Source organism: Rhodanobacter sp. L36 (assembly GCF_009765755.1).
Lineage (GTDB): Bacteria > Pseudomonadota > Gammaproteobacteria > Xanthomonadales > Rhodanobacteraceae > Rhodanobacter.
This window is the reverse complement of the sequence record NZ_LMUV01000002.1, coordinates 263525-275983: the sequence shown is the minus strand read 5'-3', so window position 1 is coordinate 275983 and position 12459 is coordinate 263525. Positions and strand designations below refer to the sequence as shown.

Genomic DNA, 12459 nt, shown 5'->3' with positions numbered 1-12459 from the left:
AGCTGATAACGGCCCTTGGCGAGCGCCCCTCTCCGTCGTGTACCGTTCGTTCATCGAATGGGATGGGGATGCCGGTGAGCAATGCCGACCTGCTGAAAGAACTGCGAATCGAGCGTCACCAACGTGACGATCACGGCGGCGGTTCGAGTCGTGTGCCATGGATCATCGTGGCGATCATCGTCGCGTTCGCCCTGCTCGGCGGGGCTGCGTGGATGTTCCTCGCGCATCGCGCGATGGTCGTGCAAACCGCCACGGCGATAGCGCCGACATCGAACAACGAAAACGGCGCGGTGCTGCAGGCCACCGGCTACGTGACTGCGCGCAGGCAGGCCACGGTGTCGGCGCAGATTACCGGCACGCTCACCGATGTACTGATTGAGGAAGGCGATCACGTCAAGCTTGGTCAGGTGCTGGCGCGACTGGACGACAGTGCGTACAAGGCAGCACTCGATACGGCGAAGGCGCAGGCGGCGGCAGCGCATGCGGTGGTTGCGCAGTACCGCGCGCAGCTCTCGCAGAACATGCGTGACGCAACCCGTTCGGCATCACTGGCTTCGCGCGGACTGGTTTCCAAACAGGCGGCCGAACAGGCGGACACGTTGACCGACACGACGCGCTCTCAACTCGCTTCGCAACAGCGACAGGCCGCATCGGCCGACGCGCAGGTCACCGAGGCGCAGGTCAATTTCGATTACTGCGTGGTGCGTGCGCCATTCACCGGCGTGATCACCACCAAGGATGCGCAGGTCGGTGAAATCATCTCGCCGTTTTCCGCCGGCGGCGGCTTCACACGCACGGGGGTGGGCACCATCGTCGACATGGATTCGCTGGAAGTCGACGTCGACGTCAACGAGGCATACATCGGCCGCGTGAAACCCGGCATGGCCGCCGAAGCGGTGCTCGATGCATATCCGGACTGGACGATTCCCGCGCACGTGATCGCCATCGTGCCGACCGCTGATCGCGGCAAGGCGACCATCAAGGTTCGCGTGGCGCTGGAGAAAAAAGACGCGCGCATCGTTCCCGACATGGGCGTGCGCGTCTCGTTCCTCGAAGTGAAACCGGCTGCCAATGCACCACAACCGAAAGGCGTGCTGGTTCCTGCCAATGCCATTGTCCAGCGGGACGGCCACAGCGTGGTGTTCGTGGTCGACGGTGACAAGGCACGGCAACGCGTAGTGACGCCTGCGACGCAGACCTTCGGCGAACTGCGTCTGTTGCCTGACGCGGTGAACGCCGGCGACAGCGTAGTGACGTCGCCGCCGACCGATATGCACGACGGTTCAGACGTCCAGACCAAAACGGCAACGCGATAAGCAACACGAACCCCATTCCTGCAAACCCTGCAAAAAGCATTCATCGGAGACACGTCATGGGCACACTGATCGAAATCAAGGATCTCGCCAAGACCTACGAACGCGGCAAGCAAAAGGTCGAGGTGCTGCATCACGTCAACCTCGATATCGCCGAAGGCGACTTCCTCGCGTTGATGGGTCCGTCCGGTTCGGGCAAGACCACGCTGCTCAACCTGATCGGTGGGCTCGATACGCCGACTGCCGGCAGCATCACCGTCGGCGGGCAGCGCATCGATCAACTCGGTGGCGGCGCGCTGGCGAAATGGCGCGCGTCGAACGTCGGTTTCATCTTCCAGTTCTACAACCTGATGCCGATGCTTTCGGCGCAGCGCAACGTCGAACTGCCGCTGCTGCTGACGAAGCTGTCCGCGTCGCAACGCAAGAGGAATGCGTCGATCGCGCTGCAACTCGTCGGCCTTGCCGATCGCGCGAGTCACAAACCGAGCGAGCTTTCCGGCGGTCAGCAACAACGCGTGGCAATCGCACGCGCGATTGTTTCCGATCCCACGCTGCTGGTCTGCGATGAGCCGACCGGCGATCTGGATCGTCAATCCGCCGAAGACGTGCTCGGCCTGCTGCAGCAACTCAACCGCGATCACGGCAAGACCATCGTGATGGTCACGCACGATCCTAAGGCGGCCGAATACGCCAGCCACACACTGCACCTGGACAAGGGCACGCTGGTCGAACAGGCAATGGCCTGAGGAGACAACGATGAAATATCTTCATCTCATCTGGGCGGCGCTGTTCCGGCGCAAAGCCCGCACGATGCTCACGCTGGTATCGATCATCGCCGCGTTCCTGCTGTTTGGCCTGCTCGATTCGGTACGCGTGGCATTCACTGCAGGCGACAGCGTGGATGGCGCCGGCCGTCTGATTGTCAACTCGCGCATGTCGATGCAGCAGCCGCTGCCGGAAAGCCTCGGCGCCCGGTTCAGCGCCGTGCCGGGCGTCACCAAAGTGGCGACAGCGAACTGGTTTGGCGGTGTCTATCAGGATCCGAAAAATCAGGTCATCAGTTTCGCGGTGAGCCCGGAGTACCTGGATCTTTACCCGGAACTGGTGATGCCGGCCGATCAGCGCACCGCGTGGGATCAGACGCGCACGGGCGCGATCGTCGGTGCGGCGCTGGCCAGAAAATACGGCTGGAAGATCGGCGACAAGATTCCGCTGCAGTCGACCATCTTTCCGTCCAAGGCTTCGGGTGGCAATACGTGGACGTTCGACATCACCGGCATCTTCCACGCCAAGGACGACAGCTCGGCCGGGCGCGAACAGATGCTGATGTTCCACTGGAAATATTTCGACGAGAACAACGCCTTCGGCGCGGGCACCGTTCACTGGTACGTGGTAAAGGTTGCCGATCCTGGTCATGCCGACACCGTGGCGAAATCCATCGACGCGATTTCGGTCAATTCCGACCACGAAACCAAGGCGCAGACCGAGCAGGCGTTCCAGGCATCCTTCATCAAGCAGCTGGTGAACATCGGTCTGATCGTCATGTCGATCATGGGTGCCGTGTTCTTTACCCTGCTGCTGCTGACCGGCAACACGATGATGCAGGCCGTGCGCGAACGCACCAGTGAACTCGCCGTGCTCAAGACGATCGGTTTCTCCAGTCGCAGCGTGCAGGTGATGGTGCTTACGGAAAGCGTGCTGTTGCTATTGCTGGGCGGTGTCATCGGCCTGGCGCTGGTATCCGTGATCGTGCCGGTCATCGGTGCACAAAGCGGCGGCATGATTCCAGTTCATGGAGTCAGCGCCAATACCTGGCTGATCGGTTTCGTGCTGATGCTGGTCATTGGTGTGGTGGTCGGCTGGATTCCAGCCTGGCGCGCGATGCGCTTGAACATTGTCGACGCGCTCAGCGGTCGCTAGGGAGACATGGCCATGAAAAATTTCCTGATCAATGTGGGTTTGATGCTGCTTGCTGCGGCAGTGGTTTTCGCCTGGACTTTGCTTCCCTGGTTCGGTGTACTGGCACTGGTCGTCTTACTGGCTGCATGGCTCGCGCTATCGCGCACGGGCCGGCAAACCTCTTCGGTGACCGCGGTAGGCGTGAGCACGTTGCGGCAACGGCTTGGTTCGTCCTCGGTCATCGTGATCGGCATTGCCGGTGTGGTCGCCGTGCTGGTCGCATTGCTGGCCATGGGCGAGGGACTGACGGCCACGCTGCAAAGTGGCGGCCGTGCGGATACCGCGATCGTATTGCGCGGCGGCTCGGCTACGGAATCGAGTTCGGTGCTGGTGCGCGATGATGTCGACGCCGTCACGCAGGCGCCGGGCATTGCGCGCGATGCTGCGGGCAAGCCGATCGTTTCGGCAGAACTGGTGGTCGCTGCCAATGTCACCCAGAAGAGTGCGGACGGCGATGCCAATGCGCAGCTTCGCGGCGTGGATGATGAAGCCTGGGCTCTGCGGCCCGAGCTGAAGATCATCGAAGGGCGCAAGTTCAAGCCCGGGTTGCGTGAGTTGGTGGTGGGCGAGGGTGCTGCGCGACAGTTCGCCGGCATGAACGTGGGCGATGAGCTGAAGCTGGGTACGGAGTCGTGGAAAGTCGTGGGTGTGTTCGAATCCGGCGATGCCTATGATTCGGAATTGTGGGCGGATCGACAGACTGTGGCGGGAGCATATCGTCGCGGCAACAGCGCCGAATCCGTGCTGGTCAAACTCACCGGTGCCGATGCGTTCAACGCATTCCATACCGCGCTTTCGTCTGATCCCAAATTGAAGGTGGATGCCAGCACCACGGCAGACTATTTCGCCAACCAGTCCTCCGGTCTGGCCAAGACGATCCGTATCGTCGGCCTGACCGTGGGCATCATCATGGCGATCGGCGCGATCTTCGGCGCACTCAACTGCATGTTTGCCGCGGTGGCCTCGCGGGCGCGAGAAATCGCCACCCTGCGCGCCATCGGTTTTCGTGGCGTGCCGGTCGTCGTGTCGGTCATGCTGGAGACGATGTTGCTGGCGTTGCTCGGCGGTGTTCTGGGCGCCTTGATCGTATGGCTGGTCTTCAACAACTACACCACCTCGACCCTGAGCGGGCTGACCCAGGTGGTATTCCGTTTCAAGGTGGCACCGCACCTGCTCTGGAGCGGGCTGAAGTGGGCGTTGGCGATCGGTTTCATCGGTGGCCTGTTCCCGGCGATGCGTGCAGCGCGGTTGCCGGTGACCACGGCGTTGCGCGAACTCTGAGGCGTGAATTGGTCATGCGTGGAGTGGAACAGAAGCGCGCTTTAATGTGCGCGTTTCTGTTTCGCCAGTGTGATGACCGCGACGCCGAGCAGGATGATCGCCATGCCGGCGAGATCGTACGGGCCGACAAGTTCGCCGGCGAGCATCACGCCGAACAACACGGCAACGGGTGGATTGACGTAGGCGTAGCTGGTACTCAATGCGGGACGCGCGTGCTTGAGCACGTAGAGATACGCACTGAACGCGATGATCGAGCCGAAGATGACGAGATAAACCACCGCAAGCGTGGCGCGCGTGGTTGGATGTGACGGCAGGTGTTCGCCGCTGGCGAAGCCGAACGCGAGCAAGGCCACGCTGGCGCACAGCATTTGCGCGGCGGTGTTCATCGGACCGGGCGGCATGTTGCGGCGGCGACTCCACACGGAGCCGAACGCCCAGCACATCGCGGCGAACAACAGCACGAACGCCCCGAAGTGTGAGCCGGACAATCCGCTGCCGAGATTCAGCACGACCACACCGACGAAACCGATAGCCAACCCGAAACTTTCGCGCCGGCTCGGCCATTCGCCATACATGCCGGAAAAGATCGCCGCGAACAGCGGCATGCTGGCGACGGCCACGGCGGCGATGCCCGAACTCACGCGCTCTTCGGCGAAGCACACCAGGCCGTTGCCGAAGCCGAGCAATAGCAGGCCGGTGAACGCGGCGTTGCGCCACTGCGACCACGTCGGCAACGCCGTGCCGCGCACGCGCAGAAAAGCGAAGAGCAGCAGACCTGCGCAGAGGAAGCGCACGCCTGCGAGAAGAAACGGCGGATAGCTTTCCAGCGCGTAGCGGATGCCGAGATACGTGGAACCCCAGATCACGTACAACGCAAATAACGCGAGCGGAATGAGCACGCGCGGATCGCGCATCGGCGGCGGCGATTCGGTCGCGCCATCCTTGAAATCTGGAGTCATTGGAATTGCGCGCAGGCGAAGGGACTGTTGCGATTATCCGTGAGCCAGCCGCTGTCGACGAGAGTGGCTGACGGCATGGTCGGGCGTTTGCGCGGACCGTTCGCGGGCAAGCAGTTCGTGCTTGCGCTCCACGCCCCAACGCCAGCCGCCGAGCGAACCGTCTTCGCGCACGATGCGATGGCAGGGCACGATCAACGCGAGCCGATTGTTGCCACACGCATTGCCGATCGCGCGCGCCGCTTTCGGTGCGCCGAGTTCGGCGGCCAGTTCGCCGTAACTTTTGGTGACGCCTTGCGGAATCCGCGTCAACGCGTCCCACACACGCCACTGGAATGCAGTGGCGGCGACATCCAGCGGCGGCATCGCCGGCGCATCCACATCGCTCCAACCAAGGTCGTGCGCGATGCGCGCGATCACTGCATCGAGCCATTCTTCGCGACCGTTGTCGACGCGTTCGCGCGTGGCCTTGGGAAATTCGTTGGCGAGTCGGTTTTCCAGTTCGGCATCGTCGTCGCCCAAGGTCACCGAACAGATGCCGCGACCGGTGGCCGCGACGAGCATGCGGCCGAGCGGCGTGTCCGTCGTGGTGTAGCGGATGCTCGCGCCCGCGCCGCCTGCACGATAGCTGGCGGGCGTCATGCCGAGCAGTCGATCGCTGTGTTCGTAAACGCGGCTGCCCGATCCGAAACCGGCTTCATACACGGCGGCGCTCACCGCTTCACCATCGCGCAATGCGGATTTCAATTGCCCGAAGCGGCGGACGCGGTGGTATTCGGCGGGGCTCATGCCATAGCGGCGACGGAACGCGCGCTGCAGATGGCTGGGGCTGAGTTGGGCGATCTGCGCGAGCTCGCCCAACGTGGGCGCTTCGTCTGCGCGTTCCAGTTGCAGGCGCACGCGCTCGAGGGCGGGTTCATTCGATGGGCTGCGAGTATTCATGGCGGCATCCGTTGACGATGCCTGCAGGTTAGGCAGTTCGGGCGGAGACGAACATCCGGATCATGCGATGGATGCGAGCGCGATGAAAGAAGCGCTCAACGCGCGACCGGGCGACCCTGCTGCACCACCACGAACTCGCCTTCCAGCACGGCTGGCGTGTGCGACGGTTTCGCTGCGGCGGATTTGGCAAACATGCTGCCGTGCTTCCACTGGCGCCAGGCGAGCAGCACCACGCCACCCACCAGCAGCACCGATGCGACCACCAATCCGAACACCAGCAGCAAGGCAATCAGCGCCACGCCGACCAACAACGAAAGGGCACGCACCAGTGGATGGCGCGAACGATGGAGCGAAGGCATGAAGACGCGCATGTGTTAAAAATCCGTGTGGTAAAATCAATGACTTACGCGTGCAACCATGGGGCCATCCGGCCAGCGAGGCAAGTGCCGATGGATACAATGACCTTTGCCGATGCGCTGCCCGAACGGTTGCTTTGTCGCCTTGACGATATCCCCGATGGCGGCGCCACCGCCGTCGACGCCGTGCTGACTGATGGCGAGGACAGCATCATTCTGCTGCGTCGTGGCGACGATGTTTGCGCATACCTCAACATCTGTCCGCACGCGGGTCGCCGGCTCGACTATGCGCCGGGCAAATTCCTGCTGAAGAATGGCACGCTGATTTGCGCCGTGCATGGTGCAACGTTCGATGTAGAGAATGGCGTGTGCATCGCCGGACCATGTCGCGGCGAACTTCTGCGAAGCGTGCCGCTGCGTGTCGAGAACGGCGATATTTTTCTCGCGTCCTGATTGTCGTTTTCGAAACGCGAAACGATCAATGGAAAAGCAGGTTGATCGCCACGAGCGTGACGATCAGCACCACGAAGGTCAGCGGCAGGCCGACGCGCAAAAAGTCCTTCCCGCGATAACCGCCCGGGCCGGTCACCATCATCAGCGCGGGGTGACCGGAGCTGAGCAGGAACGTGTTGGATGACGACACCGCGACGATCAGCGCATATGCCGATGGGTTGCCTCCGGTGGCGACGGCCACACTGATCGCGATCGGCACCATCATCACGGTGGCGCCGACGTTGGACATCACCTGCGAGAACAGCAGCGTGAGGATCGCCAGCGCGAGTTGCAGCAACCAGTGCGAATGGCCGCCCAGATGAAGCAGCACTTCCTGCGCCACCCACGCGGCGGTGCCGGTGGCGTCCATCGACCAGCCCAGCGGAATCAGGCAGGCGGTGACGAAAATGGTCTTCCAGTTGATGGCGCGATAAGCCTCGTCCATGTTCAGCACGCCGGTCAGCAGCATGCCGATCGCGCCGGTCATCATCGCCACCGACAGATCGAGGTTGGTGAACAGCGCCAGGCATTTCGCCATCACGAAGAAGCCGACGGCCTGCCAGATCTTGCCCGGGCGCTGCTCCTCTTTGGGAATGTCGGTGACGACGACGAGATCCTTGTCTTCCGACGCCAGCGCGAGGTCGCGCCAATTGCTGTGCAGCACGACGGTGTCGCCGGCGCGCAGGCTCACACTGCGCACGTCGTCGCGAAACACCTGATCGCCGCGCGTGACCGCCAGCACCGAAATACCGAAGCGCTTGCGCAGACGCAGTTCGCCGACCGTGTGCTTGATGAAGCGCGACACCGGCGGAATCACCACTTCGGAAATACCCGCGCGGGTCGGGTTGAACAACTCGCCCAGCTGGCGCATGCGCGTGGACAGTCGGCACAGCTGGTTGTTGGCGAACTGCTGCAGCTGTTCGCGCGGTCCGAGTACGCCGAGTACCGAGCCGACCCAGATCACGTGATCCGCCGGTGGCGCCATGCGCGCGTCGTTGCCGCTCTTGATCGCCAGGATCAGCGGCGCCTCATGCAGCTGTTCCGCTTCCATGATGCTCATGCCGACCAGCGGGCTCTCCGCCGTCACGGTGAGCTCGGCCGTTTCGCCGCCGATGCCGTAGGTTTCGGCGAAGTAGCTTTCGGTGCGGCCCGGCGTCACCTTCAGGCGTTCGTCCTCGTGACCGGGCAACAGCTTGCGGCCGAAGAAATAGAAATACGCCACGCCGACCAGCGCCAACGCGAGGCCGACCGGCGTCACGCTGAACAGGCCGAACTTCGGAATCGTGTGCGCTCCCGGCGGCAGGTTGACGTTGGTGCTGGCGATCAGATCGTTCAGCACGATCAGCGGCGAGTTCGCGATCAGCGTGGTGTTGGTGGCGGTGAGGATGCAGAACGCCATCGGCAGCAGCAGCCGCGACAGCGGCACACCGGTGCGCGCGGACAGGCGGCTGCTCACCGGGATCATCAACGCGGCGAGCGCCTGACTCGGGATCACCGCGCTGAACAAGCTGGCGACGAGGTTGATCACCAGGCCCAGGCGCGATTCCACGCCCTGCGCCATCCGCATCACGAACCGCGCGGTGAGGTTGAGCACGCCGGCGCGGTCCAGTCCTTCGCCCATGATCATGATCGCGATGATTGCGATGACGGCGTTACCAGCGAACCCGTTGAAGACACGGTCGGACGGAATCAGGCCGGTCAGGCCGATCGCCACCACCACCAGCAGCGCGACCATGTCGGCGCGAATCCACTCCAGCACCAGCATCAGCATGGTGAAGGCCACCAGGCCGAGCACCATGATCATTTCGGGAGTGAGCGAGAGTCCCATCAGTGGATGCGCATCAGCGCGCGCCCTTGCGGGCCGGCTGGCAACGGTGCATGCAGGGGAACGATGAAAGCTTCACGCGGCGTCGATTCGTCCCTGTCTGGATCGCGTCAGTATAAGCGCGCCCATGCCGCGGCTGGTGAATCGCAGCCATGTCGCGGCGCGATCAGATGCGTCGGTAGAGCAGGTCCCACACGCCATGGCCGAGATTCATGCCACGGCGTTCGAAATGGGTCTCGATGCGCCACGCGGGTTTCTCCGCATAGATGCCGGGAGCAATCGCGTTGCGCCAGTCGGGCGCGTGTTCCATCACCTCGAGCATGTGCTCGGCATACGCCTGCCAGTCAGTGGCGAGATGCAGCAGGCCACCGGGCGCCGTGCGCGATGCGAGCAGCGCGACGAACTCCGGCTGGATCAAGCGGCGTTTGTTGTGGCGCTTCTTGTGCCAGGGATCGGGAAACCAGATGCGCACCTCGTCCAGCGTGCCCGGAGCGATCTCGTGCTCGAGCACTTCCACCGCGTCGTGCCGGTACAGGCGAACGTTGCCGGCATCGCGTGCGGCCAGCACATTCATCAGCCGGCCAACGCCGGGACCGTGCACTTCGACGCCGATGAAATCGCGCGCCTGATCATGCTCGCTGGCCCAGGCAAGCGCTTCGCCGTTGCCGAAGCCGATTTCCATCACGCGTGACGCGTGGCGACCGAACGCCGCGTCGAAATTCTGCGCGTCACCGCGATAGTCGACGCCGAAGCGCGACCACAGCGTGTCGAATGCGCGTTGCTGTGCTGGCGTCATGCGGCCTTCGCGCAGCACGAAGCTGCGGATGCGACGCAGGTGATCCGGGCGGAGAATATTTTCGTCAGTCACGCGCAAATCCGTGATCGATGAGTGCGTTGGCGGCAAGGGTGGAATGTCATGGGCACATTGTAGCCGGCCGTATACACGCGCCCGCATCGTGTTTTCCGTGAAACGAGAACACGATGCGCGCGATCGATCAGTGCTTGTGCGAGTTGTCGCTACCGCTCGATTCGGATCTGCCGGCCGAGTGCGATTCGCTACGCTCAGGCGCCGAGCGATCGCCGTGCGACGGCGATCTGAATTCCGGCGCCGCACGCTGCATCGGTTCGTAACGAGGCTGAGAGTTCTGTCGCACCGGTTCCTCGCGAGCGGGATAGGCGGGACGCGATGACGAACGGAAATCAGTTTGCCCCGCATCGCTTTCCCGCTCGACGCGACGTTCGCTTTCGGCAGGCGTAGGCATGTCGGGCAGCGTGTCGTTGTGCAGAATGCGTTCGGACCCACGATCGTTCATCGGCATGGTTTCGTGCATCGCTGCAGCGCGTTCGGTGCGTGACTCGGCAGGCAGGATCGCATCGCCTCGATACGTTTCTGCAGGCTCACGATCACCGGTGCGGGAAATGGTGCCCTCGCCCGAACGTGGCTGCGGATGGGCGAATCGCGACGAAGGCAGTTCGCCGTGGCGTGCATTGAATGTGGTGGGATCACGTTCGGTAGCGGCGGCATCGATCTTCGGCACGACGGGAAGCAGATGGCTGGAGTGCCCCAGGTCGCCCGTTCCGCTAGTCGCGTGGCCGAAGGTGGACGACGCATTGGCGCGGTCGTGAGCACTTTGCGGATTCAGAACGCGTACGTTGTTGCCGGCCGTGTTTCGCCGCATGCCAGCCGCACCGTGAAGCGCGGTCGAGCTTTGCGACATGGGCTCGTGATGCGCGACGACATCGCGTTGGAAACCTCCGAGGGGCAGGACCCGCGCATGCGCACTACGCGGCGAAGCGATGGCGCCGGGTGCGGGCCGAATGTTGATGCCGCGCGAAAGAACCGGAGCCGACGCCAGCTTCTGCGAATCGACATGCAGCAGGCCATGACGGATGTTTTGTCCGCCGGCGAACGCTTGCCCGGAAACTGCGGTGAATCCACGCGGTACATCGCGGTTTGCGTAATGCTCGTCATGATCCGCCGTGCCGCTGCGATAGTGCCCGTAGCGATCGTGCACGTGCGCGAGCAAGCTCGCCTGGTCTTCATCGCGACGGCCGCGGATGTTGTTGACGTTGACGTCGGTGTAGCAGCGGCGTCCACAGCGATACCACGGGTTGTAGATCTCGCCTGGGCCGAGCGGAAACCAGCCGACCGGCGCGTCGCGGCCGCCCGCCCGGCCGCGACCACCGACGAACGCCACTATTGCCGGCGCGTAGTTTGAGCGCACGCCGCGCCGTCCCGGAATCCAGCCCCAGCGATGGCGCAGGTATGCCCAGCGTCCGTAGTGATAAGGCGCGAAGCCCCATGGCGAGTTGTCTATCCAGGTCCAGCCCCACGGCAGGATGTATGCCCAGTGGCCATCACTATATGGTCCCCAATCGGCCGCGGTATCTGTTGGAAACCAGACGGCGCCATAGTCATCGGTTTCCTGCCAGTCGCCGTACTGATCCAGGTCCTGATAGCCGACCACATCGTCTCCAACGTACTGGCTGGAATTCGATTGTGCGTACTCGCGATCGCGTTCGCCCGACCACATGTCGAACGCATCGCCATCGCCGATGTCGTTGACCGTGACGGCGGCGAGGCTGGAATTCGCGTAGCGATAATTGCGACCGGCGAGCACGGGTTGCTGCGCGTTGTTTTCTCCATACACCGTGGCGCGCCCGTCGAACACGCTGACGCGCGTGTTGCTGCTGCCGCCGTCATCACCGATGTCGATACGAAACGTTCCGGGCTGATCGATCACCAGAGCGACGGTCGGCGTGTCGATTTCGTAGCTCTGGCCTTCGTAGAGATCGCGCACGGTGATGCTGAGCGAGCCACTGGTCAATTCGAACTGCGCCATGGCGTCGCTCAGTTCGAGCACACCGAATTCGGTGCGCCCCGCCATGCGCAATGTGCCGCCGCCGAGGTCTAGCTCCGCGCGTGACCCTTGTCCGGTGGAAAGTCGGTCGCCGCTGGTCAGCGGGCGGTTGACGCTGGCATCGCTCCAATGAGTTGCGCCCGCCGGAAGAAAGCCCAAATCACCGGCAATGTAGGAAAGCCGTGCCGCGCGCGCCGGCGGATCACCCGCATCGTCGCCAGCAACCGTTTGCGCGTACGCGGTTCCGCCAACCAGGCACAACGCAACCACCGCCAGAAGCCGACAGCGATGACGACAGGACGCGAGCAGATCGGCAGACGTGCGCATGCGATTCTCCAGCGAGACGAAAAGAGAGTGCGTGATATCGAACCTATATGCGCATCAACGCAAATCACGCCGCAAGGATGACGCGATCAGGCATGCGTGCAGGCAGGACGGCGAACGTTCATCGCGGTGAACGAGGACCGAAAGATT

Annotated in this window: 11 protein-coding genes; 5 read left to right on the top strand and 6 right to left on the bottom strand. The window is 63.1% G+C overall.

What is annotated here, in order from left to right; genetic code table 11:
* Positions 1-68 precede the first annotated feature (68 nt).
* From GSQ73_RS01145 to GSQ73_RS01130, 4 genes are read left to right on the top strand one after another with little or no spacing between them, the layout of a single operon-like run.
* Positions 69-1316, top strand: coding sequence for an efflux RND transporter periplasmic adaptor subunit (locus GSQ73_RS01145; protein WP_158880123.1), 1248 nt, complete (start codon positions 69-71; stop codon positions 1314-1316).
* A gap of 56 nt (positions 1317-1372) precedes the next feature.
* Positions 1373-2059: an ABC transporter ATP-binding protein gene (locus GSQ73_RS01140; RefSeq protein WP_158880120.1), complete on the top strand. Its 687-nt coding sequence runs from the start codon at positions 1373-1375 to the stop codon at positions 2057-2059.
* Positions 2060-2069: 10 nt separating this feature from the next.
* The gene (locus GSQ73_RS01135; protein WP_158880117.1) at positions 2070-3233 is read left to right on the top strand and encodes an FtsX-like permease family protein; all 1164 of its coding nucleotides are present in this window, start codon (positions 2070-2072) and stop codon (positions 3231-3233) included.
* Between the two features lie 12 nt (positions 3234-3245).
* Positions 3246-4553, top strand: a complete 1308-nt coding sequence (locus GSQ73_RS01130; RefSeq protein WP_158880115.1) for an ABC transporter permease — start codon at positions 3246-3248, stop codon at positions 4551-4553.
* A gap of 41 nt (positions 4554-4594) precedes the next feature.
* Here GSQ73_RS01130 and yedA read toward each other — a convergent pair whose 3' ends face one another.
* The 3 genes from yedA to GSQ73_RS01115 all read right to left on the bottom strand — a co-directional run bounded on the left by yedA (position 4595) and on the right by GSQ73_RS01115 (position 6822).
* On the bottom strand, positions 4595-5512 hold the full coding sequence (gene yedA / locus GSQ73_RS01125) for a drug/metabolite exporter YedA (protein ID WP_158880112.1): 918 nt from the start codon (positions 5510-5512) through the stop codon (positions 4595-4597).
* Positions 5513-5545: 33 nt separating this feature from the next.
* Positions 5546-6451, bottom strand: coding sequence for a methylated-DNA--[protein]-cysteine S-methyltransferase (locus tag GSQ73_RS01120; protein ID WP_158880109.1), 906 nt, complete (start codon positions 6449-6451; stop codon positions 5546-5548).
* Positions 6452-6546: 95 nt separating this feature from the next.
* On the bottom strand, positions 6547-6822 hold the full coding sequence (locus tag GSQ73_RS01115; protein WP_158880106.1) for a hypothetical protein: 276 nt from the start codon (positions 6820-6822) through the stop codon (positions 6547-6549).
* 78 nt (positions 6823-6900) lie between these two features.
* Here GSQ73_RS01115 and GSQ73_RS01110 point away from each other — a divergent pair, with 78 nt between their 5' ends.
* A complete protein-coding gene (locus GSQ73_RS01110) occupies positions 6901-7260 on the top strand; it encodes a Rieske (2Fe-2S) protein (RefSeq protein WP_158880103.1) in 360 nt (119 codons plus the stop codon).
* A gap of 25 nt (positions 7261-7285) precedes the next feature.
* Here the strand turns inward: GSQ73_RS01110 and GSQ73_RS01105 are convergent, their stop codons facing one another.
* The 3 genes from GSQ73_RS01105 to GSQ73_RS01095 all read right to left on the bottom strand — a co-directional run bounded on the left by GSQ73_RS01105 (position 7286) and on the right by GSQ73_RS01095 (position 12312).
* Positions 7286-9127 (bottom strand): SLC13 family permease, encoded by a 1842-nt coding sequence (locus tag GSQ73_RS01105; RefSeq protein WP_174236038.1) that lies wholly within the window; start codon positions 9125-9127, stop codon positions 7286-7288.
* Between the two features lie 163 nt (positions 9128-9290).
* On the bottom strand, positions 9291-9992 hold the full coding sequence (gene trmB / locus GSQ73_RS01100; RefSeq protein WP_254063231.1) for a tRNA (guanosine(46)-N7)-methyltransferase TrmB: 702 nt from the start codon (positions 9990-9992) through the stop codon (positions 9291-9293).
* 127 nt (positions 9993-10119) lie between these two features.
* Positions 10120-12312, bottom strand: coding sequence for a FecR family protein (locus GSQ73_RS01095; RefSeq protein WP_158880098.1), 2193 nt, complete (start codon positions 12310-12312; stop codon positions 10120-10122).
* Positions 12313-12459 lie beyond the last annotated feature (147 nt).

What these genes read in the sequence shown, in the direction of transcription:
- GSQ73_RS01095 (WP_158880098.1), bottom strand. Translation starts at nt 12,312, where the DNA reads ATGCGCACGTCTGCCGATCTGCTCGCGTCCTGTCGTCATCGCTGTCGG.
- GSQ73_RS01145 (WP_158880123.1), top strand. Translation starts at nt 69, where the DNA reads ATGCCGGTGAGCAATGCCGACCTGCTGAAAGAACTGCGAATCGAGCGT.
- yedA (WP_158880112.1), bottom strand. Translation starts at nt 5,512, where the DNA reads ATGACTCCAGATTTCAAGGATGGCGCGACCGAATCGCCGCCGCCGATG.
- GSQ73_RS01135 (WP_158880117.1), top strand. Translation starts at nt 2,070, where the DNA reads ATGAAATATCTTCATCTCATCTGGGCGGCGCTGTTCCGGCGCAAAGCC.
- GSQ73_RS01120 (WP_158880109.1), bottom strand. Translation starts at nt 6,451, where the DNA reads ATGAATACTCGCAGCCCATCGAATGAACCCGCCCTCGAGCGCGTGCGC.
- GSQ73_RS01140 (WP_158880120.1), top strand. Translation starts at nt 1,373, where the DNA reads ATGGGCACACTGATCGAAATCAAGGATCTCGCCAAGACCTACGAACGC.
- GSQ73_RS01105 (WP_174236038.1), bottom strand. Translation starts at nt 9,127, where the DNA reads ATGGGACTCTCGCTCACTCCCGAAATGATCATGGTGCTCGGCCTGGTG.
- GSQ73_RS01115 (WP_158880106.1), bottom strand. Translation starts at nt 6,822, where the DNA reads ATGCGCGTCTTCATGCCTTCGCTCCATCGTTCGCGCCATCCACTGGTG.
- GSQ73_RS01130 (WP_158880115.1), top strand. Translation starts at nt 3,246, where the DNA reads ATGAAAAATTTCCTGATCAATGTGGGTTTGATGCTGCTTGCTGCGGCA.
- GSQ73_RS01110 (WP_158880103.1), top strand. Translation starts at nt 6,901, where the DNA reads ATGGATACAATGACCTTTGCCGATGCGCTGCCCGAACGGTTGCTTTGT.